This window comes from Luteimonas arsenica (assembly GCF_004352825.1).
Lineage (GTDB): Bacteria > Pseudomonadota > Gammaproteobacteria > Xanthomonadales > Xanthomonadaceae > Luteimonas > Luteimonas arsenica.
This window is the reverse complement of record NZ_SJRW01000001.1, coordinates 1,402,354-1,417,699: the sequence shown is the minus strand read 5'-3', so window position 1 is coordinate 1,417,699 and position 15,346 is coordinate 1,402,354. Positions and strand designations below refer to the sequence as shown.

The window sequence follows — 15,346 nt, the reverse complement described above, 5'->3', positions numbered from 1 at the left end:
CTTCCCACTGACATGACGCCGACAGACCCGGAAACCTTCCCCGAAGAGCGCCGGGCCTTCCTGCTCGGCCTCGCCTATCGTCTCCTCGGCTCGTACTCCGAAGCGGAGGACGCGGTCCAGGACACCTTCCTGAAGTGGAACAACCGCGGACCGGAGGACATCGACAACCCCGCGGCATGGTTGACCGCGGCCTGCACACGCCGTTGCATCGACCTGCTGCGCGCGGCAAGGAAATCGCGGACCGAGTACATCGGCGCGTGGCTGCCCGAGCCGATCCAGACGGCCGGAACGGATACGCCGGAATCCGAGGCGGAGCTGTCGTCCTCCCTCTCGATGGCCTTCCTCCTGCTCCTGGAGAGGCTGGCGCCGAAGGAGCGGGCCGCCTACCTGCTCCACGAGATACTCGATCGCCCGTACTCCGAGGTCGCGCTGGCGCTCGGGGTGGCCGAACCCGCCTGCAGGAAGCTGGTGTCGCGGGCGAAGGCGAAGGTCGGCCGCGACACCACGCGGCGGGCCGTGCCCCGCGCCCGCCAGGAGGCGCTGTTGACGGCCTTCCGGGACGCAGTGGATACCGGATCAACCGGGCGCCTGGTCGCGCTGATGTCGGAGGACATCCGGTTCAGCGCCGACGGCGGCGGCAAGGTACCCACGCTGCTGGAGACGCTGGCTGGCAGGGACGCGGTGCTTGAGTCCATCCCCAGGCGACTGCGCGGATACCGGAAACGGTACGACGAGCCGCCGATGACCCGGACGATCGCATCTGGCGCAGACGCCCGGCATAGGGCTGGCGCGCTTCAGTCGTGCGCGGGCAGGCCGTGCAGATGCGAGAGCAGGCCCGCCCGCAGCACGCGCGCCGCGGGGCCCAGGGCCTGGTCGCGACGATGCGCGAGGTAGGCTTCCAGCTCCACGCGTCCGTGCCGGCCCAGCGCCGCGACGTCGAGCCGGCTGAGTCGTCCCCGCGCCAGGTCCTCCTCCACCGCCCACAGGGGCAGCCGGCCCCAGCCCAGGCCTTCGCGGATCATGACGTGCTTGATGTCCTGGCCCGCGACGCGCCAGGTTCCGGGAGAAAGGACGCCGAAATCCTTGCCGGCGGTTCGTGCCGTGGTGTCTTCCAGCACGATCTGGAGATGCTCGGCCAGCTCGGCGGGATCCACCGGACCCACCCGGTCCTGCCGCGACAGCGGGTGACCGGCGGCCGCAACCGCCACGAAGGGGATCGTCGACAGCGCTTCGAGCTGGATCCGCGGCTCCCGGAACTCCTCGCCCACGGTGATCGCCAGGGTGCACCGGCCATCTCGCAGCGCGGCGAGCGGTTCCCCCAGCGGCGCGGTGCGCAGGTGCACGGCCACGGAGGGGTAGGCATCGCGCAGGGCCCGCAAGGCGTGCGCCAGCGGCTCCACCGGGAACAGCGTGTCAACCACCAGCGAAACGCCGAGTTCGACGCCCTCGCCCAAGCCGCGCGCGCGAGCGCGCATGGCGTCCACCCTGAGCAGGATCGCCTTGGCATCTGCCAGCAGGGCACGGCCTTCCGGGGTCATTTCCGGTCGTCGGGCGGAGCGGTCGAAAAGCGTGACGCCGAGCTGTGCTTCCAGCGTCGCGATGGCATGGCTCACCGCGGACTGCACACGGCGGATGCGCTTGGCGGCGGAGCGGAAGCTTCCCGTCTCGGCGACGGCGACCAGCACGCGCAGCTGGTCCAGGGTCAGGGCGTCCAGCATGATCTATCCAATCGATCGGATTCTGCGAAATATTAGCACTTCCGCAGATCAATCTCGGCTGCGAACGTGTCCGCATACCCCTTCGGAGACGTCGCCATGCCCAGGATCCTCGTGCTGTATTACTCGGCCTACGGCCATGTCGAAACCATGGCGGAGGCCGTGGCGGCCGGCGCCCGCGAAACCGGCGCCGAGGTGGCGATCAAGCGGGTACCGGAACTGGTCCCGGAGGACGTGGCCAACAAGGCGGGCTACAAGACCGACCAGGGCGCGCCGATCGCGACCGTCGCGGAACTGCCCGGGTACGACGCGATCATCCTCGGCACGCCCACGCGCTACGGCAACATGGCGGCGCAGATGAAGAACTTCCTCGACCAGACCGGCGGGCTCTGGTCACGGGACGCGCTGGTGGGGAAGGTCGGCAGCGCGTTCACCTCCACCGGCAGCCAGCACGGCGGACAGGAAACCACGCTGCAATCCACCCACACCGTGCTGTTGCACCTGGGCATGGTGGTCGTCGGCCTGCCCTACTCGTTCAAGGGCCAGCTGCTGATGGGCGAAGTCACCGGCGGCACGCCCTACGGCGCCTCCACCCTTGCCAGCGGAGACGACGACAGCGATCGCCAGCCATCGGACAACGAACTCGACGGCGCCAGGTTCCAGGGCCGTCACGTCGCACGGATCGCGGCAGCGCTGGCGAAACAGGACGTGGTACGCGCGGATTCGGCGCCATGACAGCGTCCGTAGCCAACAACGATGTGGGTGCACGTCCGGCCACGGACAGTGCGACGCTGGTCCTTGTTATCGGCGCAGGCATCGTCTCCGCCTTCCAGGTCGGCAAGGTGCCGGTCGTGCTGCAGTCCATGCGGGCGGACCTGGGCGTGGACCTGGGTGCCGTGTCGTGGGTGCTGTCCGCGTTCGCGCTGGTGGGTGCGCTGGCCAGCCTGCTCGTCGGTGCGGTGTCGGACCGCATCCAGGCGCGGCGCGCGGTCATCGCGGGGCTGGCGGTGCAGGCAGCGGGATCCGCGTTCGGGGCACTGGCGACGGGCTTGCCCTCGTTGCTGGCCACGCGCGCGCTGGAGGGACTGGGATTCCTTGCCGTCACCGTGGCCGCGCCGGCCATGGTGGTGGCCTCCACGACGCCTGCGTCCAGGAAACGGGCGTTCGCGGCGTGGGCCACCTTCATGCCGGTGGGCATGGCGGTCGTCATGCTGGCCGCTCCGCTGCTGGGCCATCTCGGCTGGCGTGGCCTGTGGTGGGCCAATGCCTGGCTGCTTGCAGGCTATGCGGTGCTGCTGGCGTCGGGCACGCACCGGCTGCGCGGCAAGGCGCGTGGCGAGGCGGGACGCGACGGATTGATTCACAGCCTGCGGAACACATTGGGCTCCGGTGGCGCCTGGTTCCTGGCGGGTCAGTTCTGTGCCTACACCACGGCATTTTTCGCGCTGTTCGGCTTCCTGCCCACTCTTCTCGGCGATCGCCTGGGCGTGGGCGAGGCGGCGGCCGGCATGCTGAGCGCGATCGCCGTCGCCGCGGGCGCCGCCGGCTGCATCGCGTGCGGCGCCCTGCTCGATCGTGGCTGGCGCGCATCGCAGCTGCTCGTGGCCGGATTCTCGACGATCGCGCTCTGCAGCATCGGCATCCTGCTCGTGCCGCTGCCCGGGGAGCTGGCGTACATGCTTTGCGTGCTCTTTTCGTTCGCAGGCGCCTTCATCCCGGTGGTGGTCTTCGACGCAGCGCCGCGACTGTCCTCGAGGCCCTCCCTGCTCGGATCGGTGGTCGGCCTGGCGACCCAGGGCAACAACGTCGGCATCGTGATCGGACCAGCGGCGGCGGGTGCCATCGCCGGCGCGGCCGGTTGGTCATGGGTGGCGGCGCCCGTGATCGCGGTGGCCCTGGCGGCCGCGTTCGGAGCACATGCGTACCGTCACCGGCTGGAGGCGGCGCGATGAGGTCCTGGCTGCGCAGGCTGTCACCCATCGCCATCGTGGTCGCCGTGGTCGCCGTGGTCAGTGTCGGACCGGCGAGTGCCCGCGTTGCCTTGCCGCCGGTGAATCTCGGCGACAGTACGTTCCGGGACGGCGTCGCTGGGCCGGGTTGGCTGTTCCAGCAGACGCTCTCGGCCTATCACGCCGACACGTTTCGCGATGCCGAAGGCCATCGCAGCGACGCGGCGCACGAAGTCGCTTCGGTCGCACTGCTGACGCAGGCAAGCTACCTGTCGGAGCACCGAATGCTCGGTGCCTACTGGGGCGCGGAGGCAATCGTTCCGTTCGTCCACGCACGGATGACTCCCGTGACGGGCCCAGCGCTGCATGCGACCGGGACGGGCGACGTCTTCATCAGCCCGCTGATCCTGCAATGGCCTGGAACCTCCTTGGCCGGGCGTCCCTTCTGGCAGCGACTGAACCTCAACGTGACGCTGCCGACCGGGCGCCATGGGCGACCCGCGCGACTGGACCTTGGAAGCAATACATGGCTGTTCAATCCGCACTACGCTTTCACGTGGGAGGCATCGTCCGAATGGGAGATCAGCGGACGCATCCACTATCTCCACGCCGGCACCCATCGTGATCCCGGCGCCGGGGCGGACGCATCCACGACCCGGTCCGGCGATGCCATCCATCTGAACTCGGCGATTTCCCATGCGATGTCCGGAAACCTGCGCATCGGCGGGTCGATGTACGTCCTCGTCCAGATCGCCGACGACCGTGTCGACGGCGCCCGCCTGCCCGGACGCGAGCGCATTCTGGGCATCGGCCCCTCCCTTGCCTGGACGCGCGGACGCTCCTCGCTCCATGTGGCCGCCTACGTCGAGACGCTGGCGAAGGATCGCGCTGAAGGAAGCAGGCTCAGCCTCAGGTATGCGATCGGTTTCCCGCGTCCCGAACACCCAGACAAAGGAGCAAATCCATGAACCAACGCGTCGACTTCATGCAACAGTCCGCTGGACTGGCGAAAAAGCTGATCGAGCTCGACACCCTGTTCCTCCAATCCTCGATCGAGGATCCGATCCGGCACCTGGTCATGATCCGTGCGTCGCAGATCAACAACTGCGCGTTCTGCATCGACATGCATGTCAAGCAGGCGACCGTTCACGGAGAAAGGCCGCTGCGGATCCATCACCTCCCGGTCTGGCGCGAATCGACGCTGTTCAGCCCGCGCGAACGTGCCTCGCTGGAATGGACCGAGGTCCTGACCCGGCTTCCGGACCAGGGCGTCCCGGACGACCTCTACAAGCAGGTACGCACGCAGCTGTCGGAACAGGAGATAGCCGACCTGTCGTTCATCATCGGCGCGATCAACGCATGGAACCGGATCAATGTCGGTTTCGGGTCCGTTCCCGGCAGCCGGGACGAGGCCTTCGGCCTGGCCGCATCAGGGCTTGAATGACGGAAGAGCGCCCTAGCGATGGCTTGCCTCCACGACCGTCGCGGGATGTCACATCGCTTTCCCCTGGATCGTCAACTGGAGAGCAGCCATCAAACCCGGAGACAATAGAAATGGATCCACACGCACTCCAATCCTTGCCGACGTTCCTCAATCCGGAAGGCCTCTACGATCCGGCGCCGAATGGCTACTCGCATATCGCGATTCCACCCGCCGACGCACGACTGGCGTACATCGCAGGCCAAGGTGGAGAAGACGCAGAGGGCGCGCTTGCCGACGGGTTCCGGGCACAGGTACGACAGGCACTGGAGAACCTGCGCATCGCCGTTCGCGCCATTGGCGGCGACCTGGAGCACGTGATCAAGCAGACCGTCCTGATCGTCGACCATACCGAGACGCACCTGCACATCCTCGGCGAGGAACTCGTGCGCGCCTACGGCCCCGGCCCGAAGCCTGCCTGCACCCTGGTCCCGGTGCCGCGCCTGGCGCTCGACGGCATGCTGTTCGAGGTCGAAGCCATCGTCTGCGTTCGCGGGTAGTGCGTGCATTGCACCCAGCTGAATCGCCCCGGCCTTCTTGGAGGCTGTTTGATTCGAGTCGGGCCGCTCTGGCCTGACCGGCCTGCTGCCGATAGCAAGCTGCTTCGGCTTCCGCTTGGCGGGACGTGTCCGATCGGCCCCAGCATTGGCGCTGACCGTGGTCTTCACTGGCTTGCCGCGGATCGCCCCGCGCAGCCCCAGCCGGCGCATCAGCCGATCTTCGGGGTTTCAGAGCGACCGCGTGGCAATCGCTTGCTTTCGCGCTGCTGGGCCTGCTTGTACTCAATGTTGCGGCGTGGTTCCCTACGGCATTCGCGTAGCGAAGGCTGAAGCAATCAGGGCCGCATTTGCTCCCCAGCCGAGCTACATCGAGCGTGCTGCTTGCTGGACCCCGGACGAGTACCCATACAACGGACCGGCCGAGAGCAGACGTTCAAATCGTAGGGGGCTCACGGCGTCAGCCGGTCTGTAACAAGGTGCTGCAACAACTCCAGCTACCCCTCCGCTCAATGGGAAGGCCTCATGGCGGCGACACGGTCGCGAACGTTCTCGAGCATGGCATCCAACGCTTCGCGATCGCGGACCTCGCCCCTGAGGATAACGGTATCGATCCGCCCGACCGCGGTGATGTCCTTCAACGGATCCGCATCGAGCAGCACGAGGTCGGCCGCCTTGCCCTCCGCAAGGGTGCCATGCATGTCGTCCTTGCCCAGGAAACGCGCCCCGTTGATCGTGGCTGCCTGCAAGGCCTGGAGCGGTGTGAGGCCGTATCTCACGAAGAGCGCAAGCTCTTCATGCAGGGCCACCCCCGGGTAGTTGAACGAGTTGAGGAATCCGGCGTCGGTGCCGGCAAGGATCGTGACGCCGGAAGCCTGAAGCAACGGCAGCGACCGCCGCCTGCCCGACCCGGTCGATCACGAAAGCACCAACATCCTCGCCAAGGTCGATTTCGTGGCCTCCGAGGCGCAGCGCTTCGGCCTGGTCTATGAGCGCAACCGCTCCGAGAACAAGGTCGAGAACCTGACCCGCGTCGCGCCCCCGGGCTGCATGGAGCGCTGGGGCGACGACAGCAACGACCGCGACCGCTACGGGCTGCGCTACGCGCTCACCGCCGGCAACGCCATGTTCGACACGCTCGAAGCACGGCTGGACCGCCAGGAGACCGAGAGCCGCGGCATCACCCGCGTGCTGGCCGGCAGCGGCAGTTCGGCCAATCCCACGCCTGGGCCGGACACCACGCCCTGCACGCCCGCCCTGCCCTGCGACCGCGCCGAGAACCGCTCCACGCGCCAGGTGCTCGACCGCTTCGCGATCGATCTCGACAAGCGCATCGACACCGCGTCCGCGCGCCACGCCCTGGCCTACGGTGCGTCCTGGCAGCAGCGCGACATCGACTTCGAGGCCATCGACTACCGCTGGAACAACGCCGGGGTGCTGGATTCGGCCACCGTCGACCCGGCGCAGGTTCCGGAGACCGAAGCGACGTCCTGGACGCTGTACCTGCGCGACCGCATCGGCCTGGCCGACGACCGCCTGCAGCTGGTGCTCGGCGCCCGCTACGACCGCTACGACTACTCGCCGCGCCTGGGCCCGACCTTCGGCGACGACACCGGCACCGTGGGCGACGTCAGCTTCTCCTCGCCGGTCTGGCAGGCGGGCCTGAGCTACGCCTTCCTCCCCAACCAGACGCTGTGGCTGCAGCTGGGCCGCGGTTTCCGCGCGCCGACCACCGGCGAGATGTACGCCCCCACCAGCACCACCGAGATCACCGAGGTCGCGACGGGCGACATCGTGGTGGTGCCGACGAGCGCCGCGAATCCGGACCTCGACGCCGAGACCAGCCTCAACATCGAGCTCGGCTGGCGCTGGGAGAGCGACCGTGCCCGCTTCGGCGTCTCGGTGTTCCGCGACCGCTACCAGGACTTCATCGAGAGCCTGCGCCTGACCGCGAACCCCGATATCGAATACGAGACCTGCTCGCGCGGCACCTGCAGCACCCGCTTGGGCTACGACTACAACACCCTGGCCAACGTCGGCGAAGTCACGGTGAAGGGTGTCGAGTTCGAGGGCCTGTGGCGCCTGGGCGACGCCTGGCTGCTGCGCGCGGCCTGGTCGCACAACGAAGGCGAGCAGAAGGACGGCAGCCCGCTGTCGAGCATCAACCCGGACCGCGGCGTGCTTGGCCTGAGCTGGCAGGGCATGGACGACCGCCTGCGCATCACCGGCAGCGTCAGCCACTCGCTGGCGAAGAAGGCCGGGGACGTGGACGTGGAACCGGACGTGTTCGGCACCACCGCCGAGCCCTTCCTGAGCGACAGCTACACGGTCTTCGACCTGTACGGCAGCTTCCGCCTCAACGAGCGCCTGCGCTTCAACCTGGGCGTGTACAACCTCTTCGACGAGGAGTACTACCAGTGGGCGCGCATCCGCAACGTCAGCCGCGGCGACTTCTACCTCTATGGCTACGCGACCGACGATGGTATCGGGCGCTACAGCGAGCCGGGACGCAACGTGCGCACCAGCATTTCCTGGCAGTTCTGATCCCGCGCGCCCGATCGGGCTTGCCCGATCCCGGCTAACATCGGCGGCCAGCGCCGGCCCCTCCGGCCGGCGCAGGACCTCCGGATCCCATGATCACCCCCGAACCGCAAGGCAGCCTCGAGTTCCACCAGACCCTGCTGCTGGTCCTGGACCTCTGCGGCACCTTCGCCTTCGCGGTCAGCGGCGCCACCGCCGGCGTGCGCCAGCGCCTGGACCTGTTCGGGGTACTGGTGCTGTCGTTCGCGGCCTCGACCTTCGGCGGCATCAGCCGCGACGTGCTGATCGGGGCCACGCCGCCGGCGGCCTTCGAGGACTGGCGCTACCTGGCGGTGGCCATGGCCGCGGGCGTGCTCGCCTTCTACTGGTCGCCGCTGATCGAGCGCCTGCGCAATCCGGTGCGGATGCTCGATGCGATCGGCCTGGCCTTCTTCGCCGTGGCTGGCACGCAGAAGGCGCTGGAGTTCGGCCTGGGCCCGGTGATGGCGGCGCTGATGGGCATGCTCACCGGCATCGGCGGCGGCATCGCGCGCGACATCCTGCTGGCCCAGGTGCCGGTGGTGCTGCGCGCGGACCTGTATGCGGTCGCGGCGCTCGCGGGCGCGGCGATCGTGGTGGCCGGGCACCTGCTCGGGCTCCCGGTGCTGCTGGGCGCGGTCGTGGGCGGCCTGGCCTGCTTCGGCCTGCGCATGGCGGCCCTGCGCTGGGGCTGGCAGCTGCCGATACCGCGGGCGCCGCAGCCGCCGGACGGCGGGAAACGGTAGAATCGCCCGGTGTCCAGGTTCGCCCTGCCCCTGCAGCTGCTGTTGGCCCTCGCGCTGATCCTGAACGGGATTGGCGGGGCGATGGCGGGCGTGCTGGCCGCGCTGCCGGCCACGGCAATGACAACACCTGCCGCGATGGCGGACGGCATGCAGCCTGGTGACTGTCACGAACACCTCGACGCGGCGGCCGAAACCATGGCCGCACCAGCCGCCCCTTCCGATTGCCATACCGGCGGCAGCGGCGACTGCAGCGGCAGCGCGGAGTGCCGACAGGCCTGCCTGCATGCCTCGGTCGCGGTGCCGCCGCAGCTGCAGATCGGCATCGTCCAGGCGCGCGCGGAAACAAGCCTGCATCCGCTGGCCAACGGCCACCCGGCGCCCGCCCTGCGCGGCCTGATCAGACCGCCCATCGCCTGATCCCGCGGCGCCGGACGGCGCCCATCCACGGCCGTCGCCCACGATCCCGTGGCGACGATCCATCGAACCTCCGATGCCGCGGCGCAGACCGGCCGGCATCGCAGCGCGACCAGGACATCCCATGAACCATCCCCACCCGCGCTCCGGCGCGAACCTCCCGCGCCGCCGCTTCGTCCAGGGCCTGGCCGCCGGTGGCGCCCTTGCCGCCCTCGGCCTTGCGCCACGACCGGGCCATGCCGTGCCGCCGCAGGTACCCGTGCTGAGCGGCAGCCAATTCGACCTGTCGATCGGCCGCTCGCCCGCCGACTTCACCGGCCGCCCGCGCATGGCCACCACGGTCAACGGCAGCCTGCCCGGTCCGCTCCTGCGCTTCCGCGAGGGCGACACCGTCACCCTGCGCGTGGCCAACCGCCTGCGCGACGACATGACCTCCATCCACTGGCACGGCCTGCTGCTGCCCGCGAACATGGACGGCGTGCCCGGCCTGAGCTTCGACGGCATCGCGCCGGGCGAAACCTGGGAGTACCGCTACGACGTTCGCCAGTCGGGCACGTACTGGTACCACAGCCACTCGATGCTCCAGGAGCAGGCCGGGCTCTACGGCGCACTGGTCATCGATCCGCTGGAGCCGCCGCCCTACCGCTACGACCGCGAGCACGTGGTGCTGCTGTCGGACTGGACGGACATGGATCCGCTGGCGCTGTTCCGGCGGATGAAAAAGGATGCGGCCTACGACAACTGGTATCGGCCCACCGTCGGCGACTTCATTCGCGACGCGCGTGCGAACGGCGTCCGCCAGGCGCTGCGCGAGCGCGCGATGTGGGACCGGATGCGGATGACGCCCAGCGACATCTCCGACATCAACGGCCACACCTACACCTACCTGATGAACGGCGCGGCGCCCGCCGGCAACTGGACCGGCCTGTTCCAGCCGGGCGAGAAGCTGCTGCTGCGCTTCATCAACGCCTCGGCGATGACCTATTTCGACGTGCGCATCCCGGGCCTGAAGATGACCGTGGTCGCCGCCGACGGCCAGTACATCCACCCGGTGACGGTGGACGAGTTCCGCATCGCGGTGGCCGAGACCTTCGACGTGCTGGTGGAGCCGGCCGGCGCCGACGCCTTCACCGTCTTCGCGCAGGACATGGGCCGCACCGGCTACGCGCGCGGCACCCTGGCGGTGCGCCACGGCCTCGCTCCGCCGGTGCCCGCGCTGGATCCGCGGCCGCTACTGACGATGGATGACATGGGCCATGGCGGGATGGATCACGGCGCCATGGGGCACGCGGCAATGGATCATGGGGCAATGGACCACGCGGCGATGGGACACGCCGGCATGGATCACGGTGACGGCGGGATGCAGCGCCATCCGACCAGCGAAACCGGCAACCCGCTGGTCGACATGCAGGCGATGTCGCTGGCCCCGAAGCTCGACGACCCCGGCGTCGGCCTGCGCGGCAACGGCCGCACGGTGCTGACCTACGGCGCGATGCGCAGCCTGTTCGACGATCCCGACGGCCGCGAGCCCGGACGCGAGGTCGAACTGCACCTCACCGGCCACATGGAGAAGTTCGCCTGGTCGTTCAACGGCACGAAGTTCATGGACGCCGAGCCGCTGCGCCTGCGCTACGGCGAGCGCCTGCGCATCACCCTGGTCAACGACACCATGATGTCCCACCCCATCCACCTGCACGGCATGTGGAGCGACATCGAGGGCGACGACGGCGAATTCCAGCTGCGCAAGCACACCGTGGACATGCCACCAGGCACGAAGCGCAGCTTCCGCGTGCGCGCCGACGCGCTCGGGCGCTGGGCCTTCCACTGCCACCTGCTCTACCACATGGAAGCCGGGATGATGCGCGAAGTGAGCGTGGAGGAAGGCGCATGAGCGCGCGGCATTGCAGGCAGCTGGCGCTGGCAGTGGCGATGACGACGGCCGTTGCGGGACAGGCGTGGGCGCAGGATCCGCATTCCGGACACGCGGGACACGCACAGCACGCTGCGCAGGACGATCACGCGGGCCATGTCAGTCACGCAGATCACGGCAGTCACGGCAGCAACGATGACCACGGTGCACACGGGAACCACCCCGCAGCCGCGACCGCAGGGAACCCGGCCTCCCCGATCCCCGCGCTGACCGACGCCGATCGCGCCGCGGCCTTCCCCGTGCTCCGCAACCACCACGCGCACGACACGCCGGAAACGAACGGCTACCTGCTCTTCGACCGGCTCGAAGTCTGGGACACCGACCACGGCAGCGGCCAGGCCTGGGAGGCGCAGGGCTGGTATGGCGGCGACATCCATCGCCTCTGGCTTCGCAGCGAAGGCGAGCGCAGCGGCGGCACCACGGAAGCCGCCAACCTGGAGCTGCTCTACGGCCGCAGCGTCTCGCCGTGGTGGGACGTGGTCGCGGGCCTGCGCCACGACTTCGCGCCCGGCCGCTCGCAGGACTGGGTCGGCATCGGCGTGCAGGGCCTGGCGCCGTACCTGTTCGAAGTCTCCGCCACCGCCTGGCTGGGCGAGTCCGGGCGCAGCATGCTGGCCATGGAGGTGGAGTACGAACTCCTGCTGACCAACCGGCTGATCCTGCAGCCCAGGTTCGAAGCCAGCGTCCACGGCAAGGCGGATCCCGCCCGCGGCACCGGTTCCGGTCTGTCGACCGCCGAAGCCGGCCTGCGGCTGCGCTACGAAGTCACCCGCCAGTTCGCGCCCTACCTCGGCCTGGTGCACGAGCGCGCCTTCGGCGACACCGCCGATCTGCGCCGCGAGGCGGGCGAGTCAGGACGCGACACGCACCTCGTGGCCGGCTTCAGATTCTGGTTTTGAATCAATCGATTGGAGATCACTTCTTATGAACAACAAGAACATGACCACACTCGCGCTCCTGTGCACCGGGGCACTCCTGCTCGTCGCCTGCTCACCCGGCCATAGCGCCCCGGCCGCCGCGGACGTCCCCACCCCTGCGCCAGCCACCACCCCGAAGCACAGTCCCGCGCCGCGGGCGGAATCGGGCCTGCTCGTTGTCCACAAGAACGTCCACTGCGGCTGCTGCGTGCTCTGGATCGAACACATGCAGCAGGCCGGCTTCGCGGTGGAAGTCCATGACCACGACGACATGGGCCCGATCAAGCAGCGCGTCGGCGTGCCCTATGCCAAGGGCTCCTGCCACACCGCCGAGATCGACGGCTATTTCGTCGAAGGCCACGTGCCGGCGGAGGATGTGAAGCGCCTGCTGGCCGAACGCCCCGACGCCCGCGGCATCACCGTGCCGGGCATGCCCGCCGGCTCGCCCGGGATGGAGATGCCCGACGGCACCGTGCATCCCTACTCGGTCGAACTCGTCCACCGCGACGGCAGCACCCGCGAGTACGCCCGCCACGGCGAGTGAGGGTCCAGAATCGCGCAGAAAAGAAAAGCCCGCCAGAAGGCGGGCTTTCCAGTGTGTGGCGTCCCCACGGGGATTCGAACCCCGGTGTCCACCGTGAAAGGGTGGTGTCCTAGGCCTCTAGACGATGGGGACCTGGAACTTGTTACCGCAACCCCCGCGACCTGGTCGGTCGAGGAGTGGTGGAGCCAGGCGGGATCGAACCGCCGACCTCCTGCATGCCATGCAGGCGCTCTCCCAGCTGAGCTATGGCCCCACGTCGGTGAGCGCGAAATTGTATGGGGCGCCGCCGGTGCCGTCAACACATTGCGATGAACAAATTTCGAAGCCGGCGGAGTCGGCGATACTGCACGGCTGGACGGACCACATGGAGCATCGAATGTCGCATCCCGCAAGCCCGCGCACCGCACTCGTCACCGGCGGCACCACCGGCATCGGCGAAGCCATCGCCATCGCCCTGCACGAAGCCGGCCACCGCGTGGTGGTGACCTGCTTCGCCGGCGTGGAAGATCCCGCCACCTGGCGCGATGCGCAGGCCGCCGCGGGCCGCGAGTTCCGGGTCGAGCCGGTGGACGTGGGCGACTACGACAGCTGCCAGGCCATGGCGGCGCGATTGCACGCTGACGGGATCGAGGTCGACATCCTGGTCAACGACGCCGGCATCACCCGCGACGCCACCTTCCGCAAGATGGACAAGGCGAAGTGGGACGCGGTGCTGCGCACCGACCTGGATTCGATGTTCAACGTCACCAAGCCCTTCGCCGACGGCATGGCCGACCGCGGCTGGGGCCGCATCGTCAACATCTCGTCGGTGAACGGCACCAAGGGCCAGTTCGGGCAGACCAACTACTCGGCGGCGAAGGCCGGCGTGCAGGGCTTCACCAAGGCGCTGGCGCAGGAGCTGGCGCGCAAGGGCGTGACCATCAACAGCGTCTCGCCCGGCTACGTCGGCACCTCGCTGGTGATGGCGATGAAGCCGGAAATCGTGGAATCGATCGTGGCCCAGGTGCCGATGGGGCGCCTGGGCAGACCGGAGGAGATCGCCGCGGTGGTGGCCTTCCTCTGCAGCGAAGGCGCGGCCTACGTGACCGGCGCCAACATCGCGGTCAACGGCGGCCAGCACATGGGCTGAGCCGGCGGCTCAGCTGCGGTAGCGCAGCCTGCGGTTGATGCCCAGGGCGATCAGGGTGCAGACCGCGCCCGACAGCAGGTAGGCGCCGATCCAGACCACGCCGAACGTGCTCGCGAGCCACAGCGCCACCAGCGGTGCGAACGCGGCGCCGATCAGCCAGGCCAGGTCGGCGGTCAGCGCTGCGCCGGTGTAGCGGTAGCGTTGACCGAAGTTCGCGGTCACCGCGCCGGCGGCCTGGCCGTAGGACAGCCCCAGCAGCAGGAAGCCGAGCAGGATGAACACCGCCTGCCCACCCTCCCCCGCCCCGAGCAGGGTCGGAGCGAAGCCGCTGTACATGGCGATGCCGACCGCGGTGCCGCCCAGCGTCTTCGCCCGGCCGACCTGGTCGGCGATGTAGCCGGAGGCGACGATGCCCGCCGCGGCGATGAACGCGCCGACGACCTGCAGCACCAGGAAGGCCGGGATCGACTGCTCCGAGTGCAGCAGGATCCACGACAGCGGGAAGATCGTGACGATGTGGAACATCGCGTAGCTGGCCAGGGCCGCGAACGCGCCGATCACCACGTGCCGGCCCTTCTCGCGGTAGAGCTCGGCCACCGGCGTGGGCTGCAGCTCGAGCGAGCCCATCTCGTCCTGGTATTCCTCGGCCACCACCAGGCGCAGGCGCGCGAACAGGGCCACGACGTTCAGCGCGAAGGCCACGAAGAAGGGATAGCGCCAGCCCCAGGCCAGCAGGTCGGCTTCGGACAGGTTTGCGTACAGGAAGGCGAACACGCCCGCGGCAACGATGAAGCCCACCGGCGCGCCAAGCTGGCCGAGCATGGCGTACCAGCCGCGCCGCTCCTTGGGCGCGTTGAGCGCCAGCAGCGACGGCAGGCCGTCCCATGAGCCGCCCAGGGCGATGCCCTGCAGCACACGGAACCCTGCCAGCAATGCAATGGCCGCGACACCCAGCCGCTCGTAGCCGGGCACGAAGGCGATGCCCGCCGTCGCCGTGCCGAGCAGGAACAGGGCCACGGTCAGCTTCGTGGCGATGCCCCAGCGCTGCTGGATCCACATGCCGGCAACGGTGCCGACCGGGCGCGCGACGAAGGCCAGGGCGAAGATCGCGAACGCGTACAGCGTTCCCTGCAGCTGGTCCACGAAGGGGAAGAACACCGCCGGAAACACCAGCGCCGAAGCGATGCCGTAGACAAAGAAGTCGAAGTATTCCGAAGTGCGCCCGACCACCACGCCGACCGCGATCTCGCCCGGCGCCACGCTGTCGTGCGCCCGGTTCCCGTGGTCGTGGGAAGACAGCGAGGCGTCGGGGTGGAGGGGGCGTGCTGACATCGGTGGCAGGCTCGACGGCGGGGAAACGGGAGGCGGCCCGGGCGGGCGCCCGGCAGGCTGGCGCCAGTCTCTCAGGCCCGGCGCGCGGCCGCGATAGGACAAAGTGTCCAATCCCCCGCGGCGGCGGCGGGGAC

General features: G+C 69.0%; 15 protein-coding genes, 2 tRNA genes and 1 pseudogene. 13 read left to right on the top strand and 5 right to left on the bottom strand.

Going from position 1 to position 15,346, the window contains the following annotated elements; genetic code table 11:
* The first annotated feature begins 12 nt into the window (after positions 1-12).
* Entirely contained in the window at positions 13-894 is an 882-nt protein-coding gene (locus E2170_RS06445; RefSeq protein WP_132999749.1) for a sigma-70 family RNA polymerase sigma factor, read from the top strand.
* Here the strand turns inward: E2170_RS06445 and E2170_RS06440 are convergent.
* Positions 795-1,718, bottom strand: a complete 924-nt coding sequence (locus E2170_RS06440) for a LysR family transcriptional regulator (RefSeq protein ID WP_132999748.1) — start codon at positions 1,716-1,718, stop codon at positions 795-797. The genes E2170_RS06445 and E2170_RS06440 overlap by 100 nt on opposite strands.
* Positions 1,719-1,814: 96 nt before the next feature.
* Here E2170_RS06440 and wrbA point away from each other — a divergent pair, with 96 nt between their 5' ends.
* The 5 genes from wrbA to E2170_RS06415 all read left to right on the top strand — a co-directional run bounded on the left by wrbA (position 1,815) and on the right by E2170_RS06415 (position 5,644).
* Positions 1,815-2,450: an NAD(P)H:quinone oxidoreductase gene (wrbA, locus tag E2170_RS06435; protein ID WP_132999747.1), complete on the top strand. Its 636-nt coding sequence runs from the start codon at positions 1,815-1,817 to the stop codon at positions 2,448-2,450.
* Positions 2,447-3,667: an MFS transporter gene (locus E2170_RS06430; protein ID WP_132999746.1), complete on the top strand. Its 1,221-nt coding sequence runs from the start codon at positions 2,447-2,449 to the stop codon at positions 3,665-3,667. Before wrbA ends, E2170_RS06430 begins: the two co-directional genes overlap by 4 nt.
* Positions 3,664-4,632, top strand: coding sequence for a SphA family protein (locus E2170_RS06425; protein WP_165942178.1), 969 nt, complete (start codon positions 3,664-3,666; stop codon positions 4,630-4,632). Before E2170_RS06430 ends, E2170_RS06425 begins: the two co-directional genes overlap by 4 nt.
* Positions 4,629-5,108 carry a carboxymuconolactone decarboxylase family protein gene (locus E2170_RS06420; RefSeq protein WP_132999744.1) on the top strand — a complete coding sequence of 160 codons (480 nt, stop codon included), beginning with the start codon at positions 4,629-4,631 and terminating at the stop codon, positions 5,106-5,108. Before E2170_RS06425 ends, E2170_RS06420 begins: the two co-directional genes overlap by 4 nt.
* Before the next feature lie 110 nt (positions 5,109-5,218).
* The gene (locus E2170_RS06415; RefSeq protein WP_132999743.1) at positions 5,219-5,644 is read left to right on the top strand and encodes a RidA family protein; all 426 of its coding nucleotides are present in this window, start codon (positions 5,219-5,221) and stop codon (positions 5,642-5,644) included.
* Positions 5,645-6,150: 506 nt separating this feature from the next.
* On the opposite strand, the pseudogene E2170_RS06410 reads toward E2170_RS06415, so the two are convergent.
* Positions 6,151-6,531, bottom strand: a pseudogene (locus E2170_RS06410) (amidohydrolase family protein); the annotation flags it as partial.
* Between the two features lie 64 nt (positions 6,532-6,595).
* On the opposite strand from E2170_RS06410, the gene E2170_RS06405 reads away from it, so the two are divergent.
* The 6 genes from E2170_RS06405 (at position 6,596) to E2170_RS14010 (ending at position 12,751) form a co-directional block, all read left to right on the top strand.
* Positions 6,596-8,185 (top strand): TonB-dependent receptor domain-containing protein, encoded by a 1,590-nt coding sequence (locus E2170_RS06405; RefSeq protein WP_243708070.1) that lies wholly within the window; start codon positions 6,596-6,598, stop codon positions 8,183-8,185.
* Between the two features lie 89 nt (positions 8,186-8,274).
* The gene (locus E2170_RS06400) at positions 8,275-8,946 is read left to right on the top strand and encodes a trimeric intracellular cation channel family protein (protein WP_132999740.1); all 672 of its coding nucleotides are present in this window, start codon (positions 8,275-8,277) and stop codon (positions 8,944-8,946) included.
* Positions 8,947-8,988: 42 nt separating this feature from the next.
* A complete protein-coding gene (locus E2170_RS06395; protein WP_165942177.1) occupies positions 8,989-9,363 on the top strand; it encodes a CopL family metal-binding regulatory protein in 375 nt (124 codons plus the stop codon).
* Positions 9,364-9,484: 121 nt separating this feature from the next.
* The gene (locus E2170_RS06390) at positions 9,485-11,251 is read left to right on the top strand and encodes a copper resistance system multicopper oxidase (protein ID WP_132999738.1); all 1,767 of its coding nucleotides are present in this window, start codon (positions 9,485-9,487) and stop codon (positions 11,249-11,251) included.
* Complete coding sequence (locus tag E2170_RS06385; protein WP_425477840.1) at positions 11,173-12,189, top strand: copper resistance protein B; 1,017 nt, start codon at positions 11,173-11,175, stop codon at positions 12,187-12,189. Before E2170_RS06390 ends, E2170_RS06385 begins: the two co-directional genes overlap by 79 nt.
* A gap of 25 nt (positions 12,190-12,214) precedes the next feature.
* A complete protein-coding gene (locus E2170_RS14010; protein WP_243708069.1) occupies positions 12,215-12,751 on the top strand; it encodes a DUF411 domain-containing protein in 537 nt (178 codons plus the stop codon).
* A 56-nt stretch (positions 12,752-12,807) separates the two neighbouring features.
* On the opposite strand, the gene E2170_RS06375 is transcribed toward E2170_RS14010, so the two are convergent.
* Positions 12,808-12,883: transfer RNA gene (locus tag E2170_RS06375), tRNA-Glu, on the bottom strand.
* A 45-nt stretch (positions 12,884-12,928) separates the two neighbouring features.
* Positions 12,929-13,004, bottom strand: a tRNA-Ala gene (locus E2170_RS06370).
* Between the two features lie 123 nt (positions 13,005-13,127).
* Between E2170_RS06370 and phbB the strand changes: the two genes are divergently transcribed.
* Positions 13,128-13,880 carry an acetoacetyl-CoA reductase gene (gene phbB, locus E2170_RS06365; protein WP_132999736.1) on the top strand — a complete coding sequence of 251 codons (753 nt, stop codon included), beginning with the start codon at positions 13,128-13,130 and terminating at the stop codon, positions 13,878-13,880.
* 9 nt (positions 13,881-13,889) lie between these two features.
* Here phbB and E2170_RS06360 read toward each other — a convergent pair whose 3' ends face one another.
* Positions 13,890-15,212 carry an MFS transporter gene (locus E2170_RS06360; protein ID WP_132999735.1) on the bottom strand — a complete coding sequence of 441 codons (1,323 nt, stop codon included), beginning with the start codon at positions 15,210-15,212 and terminating at the stop codon, positions 13,890-13,892.
* Positions 15,213-15,346 lie beyond the last annotated feature (134 nt).

Bases quoted from the DNA above. Each gene is read 5' to 3' on its own strand.
- E2170_RS06425 (WP_165942178.1), top strand. From the start codon at position 3,664: ATGAGGTCCTGGCTGCGCAGGCTGTCACCCATCGCCATCGTGGTCGCC.
- wrbA (WP_132999747.1), top strand. From the start codon at position 1,815: ATGCCCAGGATCCTCGTGCTGTATTACTCGGCCTACGGCCATGTCGAA.
- E2170_RS06390 (WP_132999738.1), top strand. From the start codon at position 9,485: ATGAACCATCCCCACCCGCGCTCCGGCGCGAACCTCCCGCGCCGCCGC.
- E2170_RS06400 (WP_132999740.1), top strand. From the start codon at position 8,275: ATGATCACCCCCGAACCGCAAGGCAGCCTCGAGTTCCACCAGACCCTG.
- E2170_RS06360 (WP_132999735.1), bottom strand. From the start codon at position 15,212: ATGTCAGCACGCCCCCTCCACCCCGACGCCTCGCTGTCTTCCCACGAC.
- E2170_RS06445 (WP_132999749.1), top strand. From the start codon at position 13: ATGACGCCGACAGACCCGGAAACCTTCCCCGAAGAGCGCCGGGCCTTC.
- phbB (WP_132999736.1), top strand. From the start codon at position 13,128: ATGTCGCATCCCGCAAGCCCGCGCACCGCACTCGTCACCGGCGGCACC.
- E2170_RS06430 (WP_132999746.1), top strand. From the start codon at position 2,447: ATGACAGCGTCCGTAGCCAACAACGATGTGGGTGCACGTCCGGCCACG.
- E2170_RS06415 (WP_132999743.1), top strand. From the start codon at position 5,219: ATGGATCCACACGCACTCCAATCCTTGCCGACGTTCCTCAATCCGGAA.
- E2170_RS06440 (WP_132999748.1), bottom strand. From the start codon at position 1,718: ATGCTGGACGCCCTGACCCTGGACCAGCTGCGCGTGCTGGTCGCCGTC.
- E2170_RS06420 (WP_132999744.1), top strand. From the start codon at position 4,629: ATGAACCAACGCGTCGACTTCATGCAACAGTCCGCTGGACTGGCGAAA.
- E2170_RS14010 (WP_243708069.1), top strand. From the start codon at position 12,215: ATGAACAACAAGAACATGACCACACTCGCGCTCCTGTGCACCGGGGCA.